This is a genomic window from Pseudoalteromonas aurantia 208 (assembly GCF_014858725.1).
GTDB lineage: Bacteria > Pseudomonadota > Gammaproteobacteria > Enterobacterales > Alteromonadaceae > Pseudoalteromonas > Pseudoalteromonas aurantia.
The window spans coordinates 331,376-349,546 of record NZ_AQGV01000014.1 but is presented as its reverse complement, the minus strand read 5'-3'; the positions used below and the strand labels follow the sequence as shown (position 1 = coordinate 349,546).

Below are 18,171 nucleotides of genomic sequence, written 5' to 3'. Positions count from 1 at the left end.
TTCCACAGTATAGTGACTGCGCACATCTATACTGAAGGTGAATAAAATCAACATCTCCACCTTAGCATCAAAATTTACGCTTTTTAAGGAGATGAGAAATACAGCATAAATTTTTCATTGCAATTTTTATTTAAAGCGGCCAAACTGGGTGAAATAGCAACTCATCGTACCAGTGTTACTACACGGGAGAACAAGCATGTTATATAAGAGTGAGTCCTTTGTTGTTGATTTCTGCAAAGGCAAAATCGCTGAATTTAGGTTTTGTATGCCAGGTTCGGTCAATAAACTATCTCAACAAACTCTATCAGAGTGCGCAAACGCATTTGCCGAATTACGTCAACGTGACGATATAGACGCAATGGTATTTACCAGTGATAAAGATCACTTCATCATTGGTGCTGATATATTTGAATTTTTACCGACCTTCCAGCGCCCAGAAGAAGAACTTATTGGCTGGATAAAAGACGCAACCGATGTATTTGATGCCATCGAAGATTTACCGTTTCCTACTGCATCTGCCATCAATGGTTTAGCGCTTGGTGGTGGGTGTGAGTGGTTACTTGCTACTGACTTTCGTTTAGCCAGTACATCAGCAAAAATTGGCTTACCTGAAGTCAAACTTGGGATCATGCCTGGATTTGGCGGCACAGTACGTTTACCAAGAATTATTGGTGCTGACAACGCCATGACCTGGATAACGACAGGTAAAGAACACCGCGCCAATGATGCCTTAAAGGTTGGTGCGGTAGACGGCGTGGTTGCACCAGAAAAACTATTCGATGCGGCTATTCGCGTACTAGAACAAGCTGTAGCAGGTAAGCTCGACTGGCAATCTAAGCGCCAAGTAAAACTTTCACCATTGAAGCTAAATAAAGTAGAGCAAGGCATGAGCTTTGCGATGGCTGAAGGCATGGTAATGGGTAAAACCAAAGGTCATTACCCAGCGCCAGTTATGGCAGTAAGAACCATTAAAGCTGCCGCAAATAGCACTCGCGATGAAGCAATGGCCATTGAAAATGCCAATTTTGCCAAGCTGGCGAAAACAGCGGAAGCTGCCGCACAAACCGGTATATTTTTAGCAGACCAATACATCAAAGGCGTTGCTAAAAAGCAAGCTAAAGCATCACAGCTTGAGATCAAACAAGCTGCGGTACTCGGTGCGGGTATTATGGGCGGAGGCATTGCTTATCAGTCTGCGTATAAAGGCACACCGATTGTCATGAAAGACATCAACCAAGCGGCGCTTGATTTAGGCATGAATGAAGCGGCCACCATTCTTGGTAAAAAAGTAAAACGTGGTCATATGGCCATGGATAAAATGGTCGCAACACTTGGGAAAATAAAACCAACGCTTGACGATCGTGATTTAGCCAATTCTGATATTGTGGTTGAAGCGGTCGTAGAACACCCAAAGGTAAAACAGACGGTGCTAGCCGGTCTTGAAGAACAGCTGCCAGAAGGCACTATCTTAACGTCAAACACATCCACAATTTGTATTGACGAATTAGCAACTGCGCTAAAACGTCCAGAAGATTTCTGTGGTATGCACTTTTTCAATCCAGTGCCAAAGATGCCATTGGTTGAAATTATTCGCGGTAGCAAAACCTCTGATGCAACCATTAACGCGGTGGTTGATTATGCCTTAAAGCTTGGTAAATCACCTATTGTTGTTAATGACTGCCCCGGCTTCTTTGTAAACCGGGTTTTATTCCCTTACTTTGCAGGCTTCAGTCAACTTGTGGTTGAAGGCGCCGACTTTAGTAAAATAGATAAAGTGATGGAAAACGTATTTGGTTGGCCGATGGGCCCCGCTTACTTGCTCGATGTGGTAGGTATTGATACTGCTAATCACTGTACTGGTGTTATGGCGGATGGATTCCCACAGCGCATGGCACGCCAAGAAAAAGACCCCGTTGCCGTATTGGCGAATGCAGAACGTTATGGTCAGAAAAATAAAGCCGGCTTTTATCAGTACGCACCAGACAGAAAAGGTCGCCTGAAAAAATCTAAAGATGCTGCAAGCCTTGAATTACTAGCAAGTATCTGTGAATCATCCAAAGAGTTCGACAAACAAACCATCATTGAACGCTGTATGGTACCCATGCTGAACGAAGTCTTACTATGCTTACAAGAAGAAATTGTTGCCTCGGCACAAGAAGCTGATATGGCACTGATTTACGGTATTGGTTTCCCACCATTTAGAGGCGGTGCATTCCGTTACTTGGATCAAGTGGGACTGGCCAACTTTGTTACAATGGCAGATAAGTATGCGCACCTAGGTGCCATTTACCAAGTATCTGAACAAACCCGTGAGTGGGCAAAACAAGGTAAAGTGTTCTATTCAGTGGAGGGTCAATAATATGTCTGCAATGCAACAAGCTGTAATCGTCGATTGTCTACGTACCCCTATGGGTCGGTCTAAAAATGGCGTATTTAAACATCGTCGTGCTGAAGATTTAAGTGCACATTTAATGAAGGGCTTACTTGAACGTAACCCTGCAGTAGACCCTGCATCTATTGATGATATTTATTGGGGCTGTGTCCAGCAAACATTAGAGCAAGGCTTTAATGTTGCCCGTAACGCAGCGTTACTGGCTGGTATTCCTCATTCAGTGCCGGCTGTTACCGTAAACCGTTTATGTGGCTCTTCAATGCAAGCTTTGCACGATGCTGCAAGGGCAATTATGACCGGTGCTGGTGACACTTACCTTATTGGTGGCGTTGAGCATATGGGCCATGTTCCTATGACGCACGGTGTTGACTTTCATTCAGGGTTATCAACGTCGATTGCCCAAGCATCTGGCGTAATGGGTCTCACCGCAGAATACCTAGCAACACTGCATGGTATCAGCCGTGAACAGCAAGATAACTTTGCATATCGCTCACACCAACGCGCGCATGCAGCGACGGTTGAAGGCCGCTTTAGCCGTGAAATATTACCAATGCAAGGTCACGATGACGATGGCGTGCCAGTCCTTGTCGAGCATGACGAAGTCATTCGCCCTGAAACAACCGTAGAAGGTTTGAGTCAATTACGTCCTGTTTTCAATCCAGCCTCAGGTACTGTGACAGCCGGTACTTCATCTGCCTTGTCAGATGGTGCTTCCGCCATGTTGGTAATGAGCGAAGAAAAAGCCAAAGCACTAGGTTTGCCTATTCGCGCACGGATAAAGTCAATGGCGGTGGCTGGATGTGATCCATCCATCATGGGTTATGGTCCAGTCCCTGCTAGTAAAAAGGCGTTAAAGCAGGCCGGAATAAGCATTGATGATATTGACGTAGCAGAGTTAAACGAAGCATTTGCCGCACAATCATTGCCGGTATTAAAAGACTTAGGTTTATTAGACGTCGCGGACGAAAAAGTAAATCTTAATGGCGGCGCTATTGCTTTAGGCCACCCGCTTGGCTGTTCAGGCTCACGTATTAGCACTTCTCTTATCCATATTATGGAAGACAAAAACGCAAAGTATGGTTTAGCCACAATGTGTATTGGTTTAGGCCAAGGCATTGCGACCGTATTTGAGCGCGTCGAGTAACTAACTGACAAACCCTTTCAACTTGGTGACAAAGGCAAAGTGAGCACATCGCTTTGCCTTTTTTCGTGCTGATATCATGGTAAATCCATTTATTTTCAGCTTTTTCTAAGGGGTGGTTTATTTGTCTAAAAACACTGGTTAAAATAGCGCACAAAATCATTCAGTGTCAGCTAAGCGAGTTAACCCATGCCATTTTCAAACCCAGACCATACGTTAGATGCAATTGGCCTGCGCTGCCCTGAGCCTGTGATGATGATCCGCGGTATGGTCAGAAAAATGAATACCGGTGAAACATTATTAATTGTCGCTGATGATCCATCAACAACCCGAGATATTCCCAGCTTTTGTGAATTTATGGACCACACACTGATCACCCAAGATATTGCTGCGGCACCCTATCAATACCTTATTAAAAAAGGTAAATGACATTTAGGTTTTATTACCATCCCAGAAAATAGAAAAATACTGTACCGAAATGGGTCAAGGCACCAACAGCACCTTAGTTTTTGGTGACCAATACCTTAGGTGATCGATTATCAGAATAGTCTAGCGTGATCTTATACCAACCCTTTTTTTTCGGCATAAAGCTAAAGTAATTATAAACTGTATCGCAGTCTGCTAATTGAGGTTGATTTAACCGCAATGTACCCTGTACTTTATACCCGCAATTAAACCCTTTTGACCATGCGTCATCCGCAAGTTTAAATTCATATACTTTACCAGGCGTCATAAACTTCGCTTTGACTGAATATACACCTTTCTTCGACTCTTGCAGCATGTAATGCGATTCTGCATCCCACAAGGTAAAATCACCTCGTAAGTACATCGGTCTATTTAATTCTTGAGCTACTGTCGTATTTGTTTGCTGAGAGTCTGTAATTTGTACCTGATTTGCGCAAGCTGACAATAACAGCATAAATAAAACTGTACTGAGCTTTTTCATATTACAACTCCAGTGTCTTCAATTTAAATAATAAGTAAGTACACGCTATACCGTATAACAATGCATATGGTAATAAAAAAGCCAGCTTATTGCTGGCTTTTAACGTAACAAATTACTTATTTTTGTAATACAGAAATATCTGCAGTGTTTAAGAATAAGCGACTAAGCTGGCTGAGCAATGCTAAACGGTTATTTTTAACCGCATCATCATCCGCCATCACCATTACGTTATCAAAGAAGTCATCGACGGCGTCGCGCAAGCTTGCAAGACGACTTAATACATGTTGATAGTCACCTGCCGCATACACAGGTGCCAACTCAACGGTCAGAGCACTCACTTGTTGTGCTAACACTTGCTCAGCGGGTTCAGCTAATAGTGCATCATTAACTTGTGCATCACTAGTGACGTTATTTTTAGCCAAGATATTATTCACTCGCTTGTTCGCGGCAGCCAAAGCATCTGCTTCAGAGAGAGCTCTAAAATGACTAACGGCTTTAACACGACGATCGAAATCAATAGGCGATGTTGGTTTGCGAACCAGTACAGCTTGAATAACATCCACACTTATACCTTCGTCTTGGTACCATGCACGAAAACGACCTAGCATAAATTCGAGGACATCTTCTGCCACTTGGTCATTACTTAACTTATCAGCAAAGAGAGTTTTTGCTTTCGCTACGATGTCATTAATATCTAACGGCAGCTCTTTTTCAACCATGATGCGTAATGCACCAATGGCTGCACGACGAAGTGCAAATGGGTCTTTGTCACCTTTAGGTGCTTGACCTATCCCAAAAATACCCACAAGCGTATCGAACTTATCAGCAAGTGCCACCGCATAGCTTATTGGGTTTGACGGTAATGTATCCCCTGCAAAACGCGGCATATATTGCTCATTCTGTGCTAATGCCACATCTTCCGCTTCGCCGTCAATGCGAGCATAATGCATTCCCATCACGCCTTGCACATCTGTAAACTCCATGACCATTTCAGTCATTAAGTCAGTTTTACTCAAAAGACCTGCACGCTCTGCCAACGTTTTATCAGCGCCAACTTGCTCAGCAATATAACCTGCTAAAGCCGCAATACGCTCAGACTTATCTTTAAGCGTACCTAATTGCTTTTGGAATAATACAGACTCTAACGAAGATAACCTGCTTTCAAGTGTTTTCTTTTTATCCGTCTCAAAGAAGAACTGCGCATCGGCTAAACGAGGGCGAACCACTTTTTCATTGCCGGCAATGACGACATTGGGATCTTTACTTTCAATATTAGAAACAAACAGGAACTTATTTATTAGGTTGCCTTCTTGATCTAATAACGGGAAGTATTTTTGGTCGTCTTTCATTGTGTAGATCAGGGCTTCTGATGGTACATCCAAGAAAGCTTCTTCAAATGAGGCTGTTAATGTCACCGGCCACTCAACCAATGATGTCACTTCATCAAGTAAATCCTCATCCATCGCTACTTGCGCATGAACCACTTTAGCAGCTGTTTCTATCTGCTCACGGATCAGGTTTTTGCGCTTGTCATAATCAGCTATCACATACGCCCCCTTCAATACCTCAAATGCATCATCGGCATGCTTAATTGATACACGTGCTGGATGGTGAAAACGGTGACCTTGTAATTCATTGCTAATTGATTTACCTAGTACTTCGCCTCTGACCTGTGTACTACCGAGTAAGGCAGCCACAGTATGTACCGGACGAATGAACTGAGTCTTATTGGCCCCCCAGCGCATGGGTTTTGGAATAGGTAACTTAGCAAGTGCTTTAGCAATAACATCCGCAAGTAGTGCAACTGACTGTTTGCCAGATACGGTCGCACGATGTAATAACCATGCACCTTTATCTGTTTCTAGTGTTTCAGCCTCACTAACGTCAATGCCACACCCTCGTGCCCAACCTTGTGCTGCCTTGGTCGGGTTGCCTTCAGCGTCAAAAGCAGCCTTAGTCGCAGGGCCACGCTTCTCCACAACTTTGTCTTGCTGCTGGGTTTCTAACGCTGACACTTGCACACCCAAGCGGCGTGGTGAGGCGTACCAATTGATCTGGTGAAAGCCTAATTCTAAAGATGTCAGTTCTGCTGACATATTATCAGCAAATGCTTGTGCAAGCTTACGCAATGCTTTTGGTGGTAACTCTTCAGTTCCAATTTCTACTAATAGATTTTCAGTCGACATTGCTTAATCCTTACAAAGCGGGAAGCCAAGCGCTTCTCGAGCATCATAATATGCTTGTGCACAGGCTTTAGATAAAGCGCGAACACGTAAAATATAACGTTGGCGCTCAGTCACAGAGATCGCATGACGAGCATCTAATAGATTAAATGCGTGTGATGCCTTCATAACTTGTTCATATGCAGGTAGTGGTAAACTTGCTTCAATCAATTTTTGACTCTCTTTCTCACAATGGTCAAATTGTGCAAAGAGAGCATCGACATCTGCATGCTCAAAATTATATTTCGACTGCTCGACTTCGTTTTGATGGAATACATCGCCATAGGTTACTTTACCCATAGGGCCATCAGTCCATACCAGGTCATAAATACTATCTACACCTTGTATATACATGGCTAAACGCTCTAAACCATATGTGATTTCGCCTGTCACCGGCGCACACTCAATACCACCTACTTGTTGGAAGTAGGTAAACTGGGTCACTTCCATACCATTGAGCCAAATCTCCCAACCCAAGCCCCATGCACCAAGTGTTGGAGATTCCCAGTTATCTTCAACAAAGCGTACTTCATGCGTTAACGTATCAATGCCCACAGCTTCCAATGATCCTAAATAGAGCTCTTGAATGTTCTCCGGCGATGGCTTTAGCACAACTTGGAATTGGTAATAGTGCTGTAGTCGGTTCGGATTTTCACCATAACGGCCATCAGTTGGACGACGACATGGTTGTACGTACGCACTCGACATTGGCTCTGGGCCAATTGATTTTAAAAACGTCAGCGGGTGAAATGTTCCCGCGCCTACTTCCATATCTAATGGCTGAGCAATGATACAGCCTTGCTGTGCCCAGTAATCCTGTAATGCCAGGATCAACCCTTGAAAGGTTTTAACATCGTATTTTTGCATAGTTGGCTTAATTATATTATTTGGTTCATGACTAAACCCGTATTACACTGTTTTTACTTACATCAGTGAAGGGTTTCAAATGAGTGAAAATTATGCTCAGTATACCGCGAGCGCAGCATGGTTTTAAGCGTTAGACACAAAAAAAGGAGGGAAAACCCTCCTTTTTTTCATTTTTCTGTCACTTAGAATTATACGTCCAAGTTAACCACTCGCAGTGCATTTGTCTCGATGAACTCTCGACGAGGCTCTACCTGATCACCCATTAAAGTAGCAAACAACTGATCTGCTGCAATCGCATCTTCAATTGTAACACGTAGCATACGACGGCCATCTGGATCCATGGTTGTTTCCCACAACTGACTTGGATTCATCTCACCGAGTCCTTTATATCGTTGTGTATACAAGCCACGCTTCGATTCATTGATCAGCCAGTCTAAGCCTTCGACAAAGTTATCGACTTCAAGCGTTTTCTCGCCACGTTGAACATATCCGCCATTACCCATCAAGTTCGCTATATTTTTACCTGTATTGGCAATACGCACATAGTCTTTAGAAGTAATAAAGCTATGATCTAGCGTATACGCTTTATCTACTCCATGCTGGCGAATTTTAATAACGGGGTAATATAAACTGCGCTCTTCATCAAATTTTACATCAGCTTCAAATATAGTGGCATCTTCATCACGCTCAACTAAATCCGCTATGAATGATTCTGTCCATTGCGTTACTTTTGTTTGCACTGCTAAGTCAGCTTCTGTTAGCTCTGATTGGTAAATCAGGCGATTAGTCACCGATGACGGGAACTTACGGTTTAATCGCTCAATGATTTTCATGGTATTTTGATAATCATCAACCATGATTGCCAATGGTTCACCCTCTATCGCAGCTGCACTTTCAGTTGGATACAACGCAGCACCATTAAGCGCTAATGCTGTAAGGTATACCGTTAGGGCTGCATCATCTTTAATATATTGCTCTTGCTTACCTTTTTTCACTTTATATAAAGGTGGCTGGGCAATATAGACATAGCCACGTTCAATGATTTCAGGCATTTGGCGATAAAAGAACGTCAGAAGCAATGTACGAATGTGAGAGCCATCCACATCCGCATCGGTCATAATGATAATACGATGGTAACGTAACTTTTCAGGGTTATATTCATCACGACCAATGCCACAGCCCAGCGCAGTAATCAGTGTTGCTACTTCTTGTGAAGACAACATTTTGTCAAATCGTGCTTTTTCAACATTCAGTATTTTACCTTTCAACGGTAAAATGGCCTGATTCTTACGATTACGGCCTTGTTTAGCCGATCCACCTGCTGAGTCACCCTCCACTATATATAGTTCAGAAAGTGCAGGATCCCGTTCTTGGCAATCTGCCAATTTGCCTGGTAAGCCAGCTAAATCCATCACACCTTTACGACGAGTCATCTCTCTTGCTTTTCGTGCTGCCTCTCTTGCACGAGCAGCATCGATGATTTTATTGACAACAATTTTGGCATCTGCAGGGTTCTCAAGTAAGAACTCACCCAATTTCTCACCCATAGCCTGCTCAACCGCCGCCTTCACTTCACTTGAAACAAGTTTGTCTTTTGTTTGTGAAGAGAACTTTGGATCAGGTACTTTTACACTAACAACGGCCGTTAGCCCTTCGCGCGCATCATCGCCGGTTGCATTACTATTGGTTTTCGCTTTCTTGTGAAAGCCTTCTTTTTCCATGTACGTATTCAGTGTACGCGTTAATGCCGAACGAAAACCTGCTAAGTGTGTTCCACCATCTCGCTGTGGGATATTGTTGGTAAAACAATAAATATTTTCTTGGAAACCATCATTCCACTGCATTGATACTTCAACACTCGTGCCATCTTCACGTTCACTCGTGAAATGGAAAACACTTTGATGAACTGGTGTTTTTTTACGATTCAAGTAAGCCACAAACGCTTGAATACCACCTTCATATTTAAAGTGGTCTTGTTTATTCTCCTCACGTTCATCATTTAAGATAATGCTAACACCAGAATTCAGAAATGAGAGTTCACGTAATCGCTTCGCTAAAATATCGAAATGGAAGTTTATATCAGTAAAGGTTTCTGAACTTGGCCAAAAGCGTAATTCAGTTCCTGTAGTGTCAGATTCACCTATAACAGCCAATGGCGCATCAGGTACACCCATTGAATATGTTTGTTGATGCACCTTGCCTTCTCGGCGGATTGTTAATTGTAGTTTTTCAGAAAGTGCATTTACAACAGAAACACCTACACCATGTAAGCCACCTGATACTTTATATGAGTTATCATCAAACTTACCACCAGCATGTAGTACAGTCATAATAACTTCTGCAGCAGATACACCTTCTTCTTCATGAATAGAAGTTGGAATACCACGACCATTGTCGCGCACGGATACAGAGCCATCAAGATGAATTGTTACAAAGATATCGTCACAATGACCAGCTAATGCTTCATCAATTGAGTTATCAACAACTTCAAATACCATATGATGCAGACCGGTGCCATCATCTGTATCCCCTATATACATTCCTGGACGCTTTCTTACTGCATCCAATCCTTTCAGTACTTTAATACTGGATGAATCGTAATTTTCAGACATGGTTTCTTCCAATTATTTTGTTATTAAGCTGCCATGTTTCACGTGGAACATTTTTAGTTCACGTTTCATCGGTTCCACGACAGCAGAAATACTTTCAGTGGTGATTGCAGTAATAAACAGTTGAGACTGACACTGCGACAATAATGTCGACACGTACTGCATAGTTTCTTCACCTAATTCTGAAGGTAAGTCGTCGATAAGCAATATCGACTGCTTATCGGTTTCAGATTCAATTAAGCTATTCTGTACAACTTTAAGCGCATATAGAAGTAGTTTTAATTGACCCCGAGATAAAATACTTTCTACACTATGGCCATGAATATAAAAACTGAAATCAGCTTTGTGTGGCCCTTTGGTTGTATAACCTAGCTTTGTATCGCGGTGAAACTGTTGTTTCAATGTGACAGCTAAGCTTTCTTTCCACCCTTCATCATAGCGCAATTCAAGCCCTGAGAATACGGGTATTTGACTAACTATTTTATCAAAAAAAAGCGTTTTAAACCTACTTATATACGCTTCTCTGTGGTTATTTATTTTCTCTGCCAATCGAACAAACTCTTTGTCCCAATATTGAATTTGTTCAGCGTAGTTATTGGGTCTTAACTTCAAGAGTGCATTTCGTTGTTTAAGTACTTTGTTGAAATCTTTCCACTCTTGAAAAAAACCATGTTCCACGTGGAACACCCCTAGATCCATAAATTTACGACGCTCTTTAGGGCCACCAAAGAATAAATCATAGCTTTCAGGTGTAATAACTTGAACTGGTATTAGCTGGGCAAGCTCAGACACTTTTCGACTTGATTGCCCTTGGATCCGTAAAGAGGTTTCTCCCGAAGAATCTTTCCCAATACCAACTGGTATAGACAAGCTAAGGTGTTGTTTTTTGGCGTGAACTGAACAGCGGGTCTGTTCATGTCGGATCAATAATTTATGCCTATTAGTACGAAAAGACTTACCGTGGGAGAGAAAATAAATGGCTTCTAACAGGCTCGTTTTACCGCTGCCATTCGCGCCAATAATCACATTAATATCTGGACTGGGCTCTAAAGAAATCGCCTCGATGTTTCGAAAGTCACCGAGGCTCAAATGGGTAAGGCTCATTTTATAAACGCATTGGCATCACGACATACATTGCTTCATCATCTCCAGCGCCCTCAATTAACGCACTGCTATTAGAATCAGCTAAAGTAAATTGTACGTCTTCCGTTTTTATTGTATTTAAAACATCTAATACATAAGAAACATTAAAACCTATTTCCAAATCATCACCTTGATAACCCACTTCGACAACTTCTTCTGCTTGTTCTTGTTCAGGGTTATTGGCACTAATTTTTAAAAGACCACTTGATAAATTGAGGCGAACGCCACGAAACTTTTCATTTGATAAAATAGACACACGTTGAAAAGCACTGCGCAGCCATTCTCTATTGGCAGTAACAAGTTTATCTCCGCCTCGAGGTAACACGCGCCGATAATCAGGGAAGCGCCCATCAACCAACTTACTGGTAAAGGTAAATTCACTGTCGACAATACGCACATGGTTTGCACCAAACTGAATACTTAATAACTCATCGTCAGCTGGCAACAATCGCATAATTTCTTGAACACCTTTACGCGGTATAATTAACTGCCTTTGCATTTCAACAGATTCGGATAGTTTCTTGTGTGCAATTGCTAAACGATGCCCATCTGTCGCGACCGTTTTAATTTCACTGTTATCAACTTCAAATGACATGCCATTTAAATAATAACGAACATCTTGGTTTGCCATAGAGAAATGAGTACTTTCCAGCAACTTACGTAATTCTAACCGCGTTAGCTGAAATTCAACTTCGCCATCCCATTGCTCAAGATTAGGAAAATCTTCAGCGGCCAAAGTTGTTAATGAAAAGCGGCTTTTCCCACTGGTGAGTAATAATTGATGCTCTTGACTTGCCAACTTAATATCAGAGCCATCAGGCAAACTCTTACAAATATCCAACAACTTTTTTGCGGGTAAAGTGATTTTTGCATCGCTAATTGGCTCATCCAACTGCACTGCTGCGACCAGCTCAATTTCCAAATCAGTCCCTGTCATAGCCAACGTACCATCTTTAATCTCAAGTAGTACATTCGATAAAATAGGTAGCGTATGCTTACGCTCAATTGCACCGGAAACTTGGGTTAGCGGTTTTAAAAACTGCTCTCTAGAAATGGTTATTTGCATAATAAAAACGAGCCCTTAAGACGACAATGTTCTAATCAAATTCTGATAATCTTCTTTTACTTCATGTGATTCATCACGAAGTGCTTTTACTTTACGACAGGCATGTAATACCGTTGTATGATCTCGTCCACCAAAAGCATCGCCTATTTCTGGTAAACTATGATTGGTCAACTCTTTAGATAACGCCATCGCAACTTGGCGTGGACGCGCTACAGAGCGGCTACGGCGCTTTGATAATAAGTCAGATACACGTATACGATAATATTCAGCAACAGTACGTTGTATATTATCAATGGTTACTAACTTATCTTGTAGTGCTAATAAGTCACGCAATGCTTCTTTTACGAAGTCAATAGAGATAGGCCTGCCTGTAAAATTTGCATTGGCTATCACACGATTTAACGCACCTTCTAATTCACGTACATTAGATCGAAGTTTTTTAGCAATAAAGAATGCAACTTCATGTGGTAAGTTAATATTACTCTGCTGCGCCTTTTTCATTAAAATCGCAACTCGTGTTTCCAGCTCAGGGGGCTCTATTGCTATCGTCAAGCCCCACCCAAAACGAGACTTAAGCCTGTCTTCTACTCCCACAATTTCTTTAGGATAACGGTCTGACGTTAAAATGATTTGTTGATTACCTTCAAGCAACGCATTAAAGGTATGAAAAAACTCCTCTTGAGAACGCTCTTTATTGGCGAAAAACTGAATATCATCAATCATCAGGGCGTCAACACTTCGGTAATATCGCTTAAACTCTTCGATTGCATTATTTTGTAGTGCTTTAACCATATCTTGTACAAAGCGCTCTGAATGCATATACACAATTTTTGCGTCTGGCTTTTTAGCCAAAATACCATTGCCGACAGCATGCAATAAGTGTGTTTTACCTAGGCCTGTCCCGCCATAAATAAAAACAGGATTAAATGCCGAGCCAGGATTATCAGAAACCTGAGTGGCGGCAGCTTTTGCCAATTGGTTAGATTTACCCTCAACAAAATTATCAAACGTATAATTTTCTTTAATATTAGGGCGATATGCTGATTTTGGTGCTGGTTCAATCTTTTCAACGGCTGGCGCAGCAACGCTTTGCGTACTTGTTGCAGGCTGTGCACTTACCATCGGTACTTGTTGGGTATCAGCACTAGGTTGTTGACCTAAAATAGGTTTACTACCTACGTCAAAGTGTAACTTTGGCGCTTCATCACCGCAGATCTCAATAAGTAATTCATTAATACGATTTAAGTACTTCTCTCTCACCCAATCAAGCACAAAACGGTTAGGTGCATAAATCGTTAAGGTATCATCGGTACTTTCTGCTTGTAGTGGTCTAACCCACATACTAAATTGCTGAGACGGCAATTCATCTTGCAACACATATAAACAACTTTGCCAAACCGACAGATACACGCTGAACTCCAATACATAGTTAATATTCCCGGGCACCTAAAAAGGCTAAAATTCACCCAGAAATTTTCTTTTATTATCATTAAATTAATAATGGAAGCCGAGTATTATGAATGGATCTTATCCACAACTTCAATGTTGACTTTTCAAAAAATGAGGATCCTGTTGATAAAAAACAATAAACAGCTGTTTTAAATGAAATTTTATTTTAGATCCAAGAGTTAGATCATAGCAAAAAATAGACAAGATCTCACTGCTATTTTACGATCATTTTTAGTTTTCCAAAGGTTTTTTCCATATTCCCCCCAAAGCCTGTGGAAAACTCTAATTAGATCAGATCGATCCAGATCTACTGGTGCGATCGAAAGATCACCTTTATAATGCAGCAGCTTTATATAATAGCGACTACTAATAACCAACTACGTAGAGACCTACATAGTATTAGTTAAAAAACCACCAGCGCCAGAGATAGTTATTGACTTTCGAGGCAATGGGCATTACTATCTCGCGCTCGCAATGGCACCTGTGCCAGGATCGCGACCTGCATAGGATGTTTTAACTTAACCGATCGGACGGAATTGTTATGAAAAGAACTTTTCAACCTAGCGTTTTAAAACGCAAACGTGCTCACGGTTTCCGTGCTCGCATGGCAACTGTAAATGGCCGTAAAGTACTAGCACGTCGTCGTGCTAAAGGCCGTAAAGTACTTTCTGCTTAATAAGTGGAAAGCTTTAGCTTTGGCAGGGAGTTACGTCTGTTAACTCCCTCGCATTACTCTCGAATATTTCAAGAACCTGCTCGCGCAGCGACACCTTATTTTACTCTTCTAGCAAAACCTAATGATATTGGACGTCCTCGTTTAGGCCTTACTGTTGCTAAAAAACGCTGTAAACTGGCTTGCCAACGCAACCGCATCAAACGGCTTGCTCGCGAAAGTTTTCGTTTAAATCAGCATAAACTTGATAACATTGATATTGTATTAATGGTTAAAAGCGGTGTTGATGAACAAAGTAATGCCGAGTTAACGCAACAACTTAATAAAATGTGGCGAAAACTCAATGAACGTTGTAAACCGGGAGCACCAAAGCCTAAACCGTTTAAAAAGCGCCCAGCAAAGAATGTAAAAAAAGCAAACTCGCCGCAAAAGCGCGATAATACACCCCGTTCGTAGCTTTAGCCCTTGATTTAGGGTATCTTTAGCTCACCTTTTGAACATTAATAGTATGGCAATGATAATTAAAGTGCTAAAGCCTTGGTTCACCATATTACTTGATGCCCCGAAGCGTATCTTTATTCTATTGATTAAAGGTTACCAACACTTTATTAGCCCTATGTTAGGTCCACATTGTCGTTTTAATCCAACTTGCTCTAGCTATGCCATACAAGCAATTAATTGTCATGGTTTGTTAAAAGGGAGTTGGTTCGCGGTCAAACGCATATTAAAATGTCACCCTTTAAGTGCAGGCGGGGATGACCCCGTACCTGAGAAATCAACCCAAGTTAAACATCAACACGAGAAATAAGAGCTGTTATGGAATCACAACGCACGTTTTTATTTATCGGTTTATTGCTTGTGTCGTATTTATTATTCCAAGAGTGGAATAATGACTACAACCAACCAAAAATCGATACCAGTGCCACAACACAAGTAACTACCCCAAATGTATCATCGGCTGCATCACAAAATGATGTACCAGTATCAAGTCAAGGCGACGTGCCTGTAGCCGCAACTAAAGCAATTCGTTCAGTGATCACAGTAACAACTGACGTTTTAGCGGTACAAATTGATACTAAAGGGGGCGACATTGTTGAAGCTAAACTTCTAAAGCATGCTGAAACGCATGGTAGTGAAGACCCTTACTTACTACTAGGTGAGTTTGAAGGTAAGCAATATATCTCGCAAAGTGGCTTAATTGGCTTAAATGGGCCTGATGCATCACAAGATGGTCGTCCTGTATATACAAGTTCTAATACGCAATACCAATTGAATGGTGATGAGTTGCGTGTGCCTTTAACTTTTGTTGATGCCAAAGGTGTTGAGTTTACCAAAACGTATGTATTTAAAGCTGGTAAATACGATGTAAACCTTGAATATAGCGTTAACAACGCAACGGCAGATCCTATACAAGTGCAATTGTATACTCAGGTTAAACGTACAATTCAGGCCAAAGGCAGCATGGTTGATCAAACCTACCTTGGTACGGCGTACGGTACAGCTGAAGAGCCCTATGAAAAATACAGCTTTGATGACATGATTGAAGCGAATCTTAACAAGAATACGTTAGGTGGCTATGTCGCATTTATTCAGCATTACTTTGTAAGTGCATGGGTACCAATGCAAGAGTCAAATAACACCATTTATACCGCAGTGCGTAATGGTCAAGGTATTATGGGGTTAAAAGGCGAGCCGGTGAATGTCCAAGCCAATAGTACAGTTAACCTGTCAGCTACCTATTACATGGGCCCGAAAGATGGAGATGCTTTAGAAGCAATTCATCATAACTTAGATTTAACTGTAGACTATGGTTGGTTATTTTTTATCTCTCAGCCACTGTTCATATTACTTAAGTTCTTATATGGCCTGATAGGTAACTGGGGACTAGCCATTATCGCGATCACTATTTTGGTGAAGTCTGCACTTTACCCACTGACTAAAGCGCAATACACCTCAATGGCTAAAATGCGCATGCTACAGCCAAAAATGCAGGCATTAAAAGAGCGTTATGGCGATGACCGCCAGAAGTTTGGTCAAGCTACGATGGAACTATATCGCAAAGAGAAAGTTAACCCGATGGGTGGCTGTTTACCTCTATTACTACAAATGCCAATTTTCTTAGCCTTGTTCTATGTATTCTTAGAGTCGACAGAGTTACGCCACGCTGAATTCATGTTCTGGCTTACAGACTTGTCGGCGGCAGACCCATACTACGTACTGCCTATTTTATTTGGTGCGAGTATGTTTCTAACGCAAAAGCTGCAGCCGATGACTGTCACAGATCCAATGCAGCAAAAGATGATGACGTACATGCCTGTGGTATTTACGATATTCTTCTTAATCTTCCCTTTCCCATCAGGCCTCGTTTTATACTGGTTAGTATCGAACCTGATCACCATTGCACAGATGCTTATCATCTACCGCGGGATGGAAAAGAAAGGATTAAAGGTAAGATAAAGCCATTGTAAAACAGCTTTTTGTTATCGATCAAACGCCTGCTAACTTGCAGGCGTTTTCAATTATTTACTCCCGCTAGCATAGATGCTTTACCCCTCTTATTTAGACAACCCCCCATTTATGTACTACACCACTTTAATATAAGTAACCTGAGATCTGTATAAGAACTACAGCGAGTTACCTTTATGCTCAGGTTAAGTAATAACCCTTCAAATTATTACCCCATAAAATACGATTATTAGTTTAGCGCAGACAGAGATTTCTCGTGTAATGCAATGAATACGAAATTACTGAACAGTATGCGCTAGCGCTTATCTTTATTTCCCATATTCAACGGCTAATCCCCCTCGCCTTTCATTCACTTTTTTATGGGTTTATATTTATATATATCAATTATTTAATGTTTTTTTATCTCTATTTTATGTCTATTTGATAGGCTTTACTGAGACCTTATAAAATACTCATCGACAATTTCAAGATTTCATAGAGTTTGTCATGGTTGTTGAATTAGAAACATTGCTATTAAGCCAACTTAATGTACTGCAATTAAGCTGGTGGTTACTTCTGAGCGCTTTTTTTAGTGGTGTATTAGCCAGTTTATCCCCTTGCATTTACCCTCTACTCCCCATAACAATTGCTTCATTAGCACCTAGAAATTCCGAACAACAGTACAAAAAACGCAGAGCCGCGTACTACTGCTTAGGTTTTGCATTAGTTTATGCCGCGTTAGGTTGGTTAGCTGCTCTGTCCGGTAAAATGTTTGGATCTGTCGCCAGTGATCCATGGGTTCAAATTGGTTTTGCTAATTTACTTCTCTATTTTGCTGCCATTCTCAAAGGTTGGTTAGCACTTCCAAACTTACTTTCAAACGTCTCCTTATCGAGTCAAAAGCCGTTTTTCATGGGTGCGGCCAGTGGATTAGTCGCAGCCCCTTGTACCTCTCCTATACTGGCAGGCTTATTACTTTTTGTCGCAGAGCAACAACAGAGTGGCTTTGGTGCTGCACTGCTTTTTTGCTTTGCATTAGGGATGAGCGCTTTGCTATTTATACTGGGCGTATTTAGTCATTTACTCAATGTTCTTCCCAAGTCCGGACGTTGGTTAACGCTCCCACCCACTATTTTTGCACTACTGATGCTATTCATGGCGCAGTACTACTTAATACGCGCCGGACAAGCGCTATTCTTTTAATACAATAACGGAAAC

The 18,171-nt window shown here is 41.6% G+C and carries 15 protein-coding genes; 8 read left to right on the top strand and 7 right to left on the bottom strand.

The window, feature by feature from the left end:
• Window positions 1-196: 196 nt before the first annotated feature.
• The 3 genes from fadB to tusA all read left to right on the top strand — a co-directional run bounded on the left by fadB (window position 197) and on the right by tusA (window position 3,962).
• Complete coding sequence (fadB, locus tag PAUR_RS18460; RefSeq protein WP_192509187.1) at window positions 197-2,359, top strand: fatty acid oxidation complex subunit alpha FadB; 2,163 nt, start codon at window positions 197-199, stop codon at window positions 2,357-2,359.
• Window positions 2,360-2,369: 10 nt separating this feature from the next.
• Window positions 2,370-3,536, top strand: coding sequence for an acetyl-CoA C-acyltransferase FadA (fadA, locus tag PAUR_RS18455; RefSeq protein WP_192509222.1), 1,167 nt, complete (start codon window positions 2,370-2,372; stop codon window positions 3,534-3,536).
• Window positions 3,537-3,722: 186 nt separating this feature from the next.
• Window positions 3,723-3,962 carry a sulfurtransferase TusA gene (tusA, locus tag PAUR_RS18450; RefSeq protein ID WP_192509186.1) on the top strand — a complete coding sequence of 80 codons (240 nt, stop codon included), beginning with the start codon at window positions 3,723-3,725 and terminating at the stop codon, window positions 3,960-3,962.
• A 73-nt stretch (window positions 3,963-4,035) separates the two neighbouring features.
• On the opposite strand, the gene PAUR_RS18445 is transcribed toward tusA, so the two are convergent.
• From PAUR_RS18445 to dnaA, 7 genes are all read right to left on the bottom strand, one after another.
• Entirely contained in the window at window positions 4,036-4,479 is a 444-nt protein-coding gene (locus PAUR_RS18445) for a hypothetical protein (RefSeq protein WP_192509185.1), read from the bottom strand.
• A 116-nt stretch (window positions 4,480-4,595) separates the two neighbouring features.
• Window positions 4,596-6,665, bottom strand: coding sequence for a glycine--tRNA ligase subunit beta (glyS, locus tag PAUR_RS18440; protein ID WP_192509184.1), 2,070 nt, complete (start codon window positions 6,663-6,665; stop codon window positions 4,596-4,598).
• 3 nt (window positions 6,666-6,668) lie between these two features.
• Window positions 6,669-7,568 (bottom strand): glycine--tRNA ligase subunit alpha, encoded by a 900-nt coding sequence (glyQ, locus tag PAUR_RS18435; RefSeq protein ID WP_010366281.1) that lies wholly within the window; start codon window positions 7,566-7,568, stop codon window positions 6,669-6,671.
• A 188-nt stretch (window positions 7,569-7,756) separates the two neighbouring features.
• A complete protein-coding gene (gyrB, locus tag PAUR_RS18430; protein ID WP_192509183.1) occupies window positions 7,757-10,180 on the bottom strand; it encodes a DNA topoisomerase (ATP-hydrolyzing) subunit B in 2,424 nt (807 codons plus the stop codon).
• 12 nt (window positions 10,181-10,192) lie between these two features.
• The gene (recF, locus tag PAUR_RS18425; protein ID WP_192509182.1) at window positions 10,193-11,281 is read right to left on the bottom strand and encodes a DNA replication/repair protein RecF; all 1,089 of its coding nucleotides are present in this window, start codon (window positions 11,279-11,281) and stop codon (window positions 10,193-10,195) included.
• Between the two features lies 1 nt (window position 11,282).
• Window positions 11,283-12,386, bottom strand: a complete 1,104-nt coding sequence (gene dnaN, locus PAUR_RS18420; protein ID WP_192509181.1) for a DNA polymerase III subunit beta — start codon at window positions 12,384-12,386, stop codon at window positions 11,283-11,285.
• Between the two features lie 15 nt (window positions 12,387-12,401).
• Window positions 12,402-13,796, bottom strand: coding sequence for a chromosomal replication initiator protein DnaA (gene dnaA / locus PAUR_RS18415; protein WP_192509180.1), 1,395 nt, complete (start codon window positions 13,794-13,796; stop codon window positions 12,402-12,404).
• 580 nt (window positions 13,797-14,376) lie between these two features.
• Here dnaA and rpmH point away from each other — a divergent pair.
• From rpmH to PAUR_RS18390, 5 genes are all read left to right on the top strand, one after another.
• Complete coding sequence (gene rpmH, locus PAUR_RS18410; RefSeq protein WP_004335215.1) at window positions 14,377-14,511, top strand: 50S ribosomal protein L34; 135 nt, start codon at window positions 14,377-14,379, stop codon at window positions 14,509-14,511.
• Between the two features lie 3 nt (window positions 14,512-14,514).
• Window positions 14,515-14,964, top strand: coding sequence for a ribonuclease P protein component (gene rnpA, locus PAUR_RS18405; protein ID WP_192509179.1), 450 nt, complete (start codon window positions 14,515-14,517; stop codon window positions 14,962-14,964).
• A 64-nt stretch (window positions 14,965-15,028) separates the two neighbouring features.
• Window positions 15,029-15,316: a membrane protein insertion efficiency factor YidD gene (gene yidD / locus PAUR_RS18400; RefSeq protein ID WP_404821708.1), complete on the top strand. Its 288-nt coding sequence runs from the start codon at window positions 15,029-15,031 to the stop codon at window positions 15,314-15,316.
• Window positions 15,317-15,324: 8 nt separating this feature from the next.
• Window positions 15,325-16,965 carry a membrane protein insertase YidC gene (gene yidC, locus PAUR_RS18395; RefSeq protein WP_192509178.1) on the top strand — a complete coding sequence of 547 codons (1,641 nt, stop codon included), beginning with the start codon at window positions 15,325-15,327 and terminating at the stop codon, window positions 16,963-16,965.
• 495 nt (window positions 16,966-17,460) lie between these two features.
• On the top strand, window positions 17,461-18,156 hold the full coding sequence (locus tag PAUR_RS18390) for a cytochrome c biogenesis protein CcdA (protein WP_192509177.1): 696 nt from the start codon (window positions 17,461-17,463) through the stop codon (window positions 18,154-18,156).
• The last annotated feature ends 15 nt before the right edge of the window (window positions 18,157-18,171 follow it).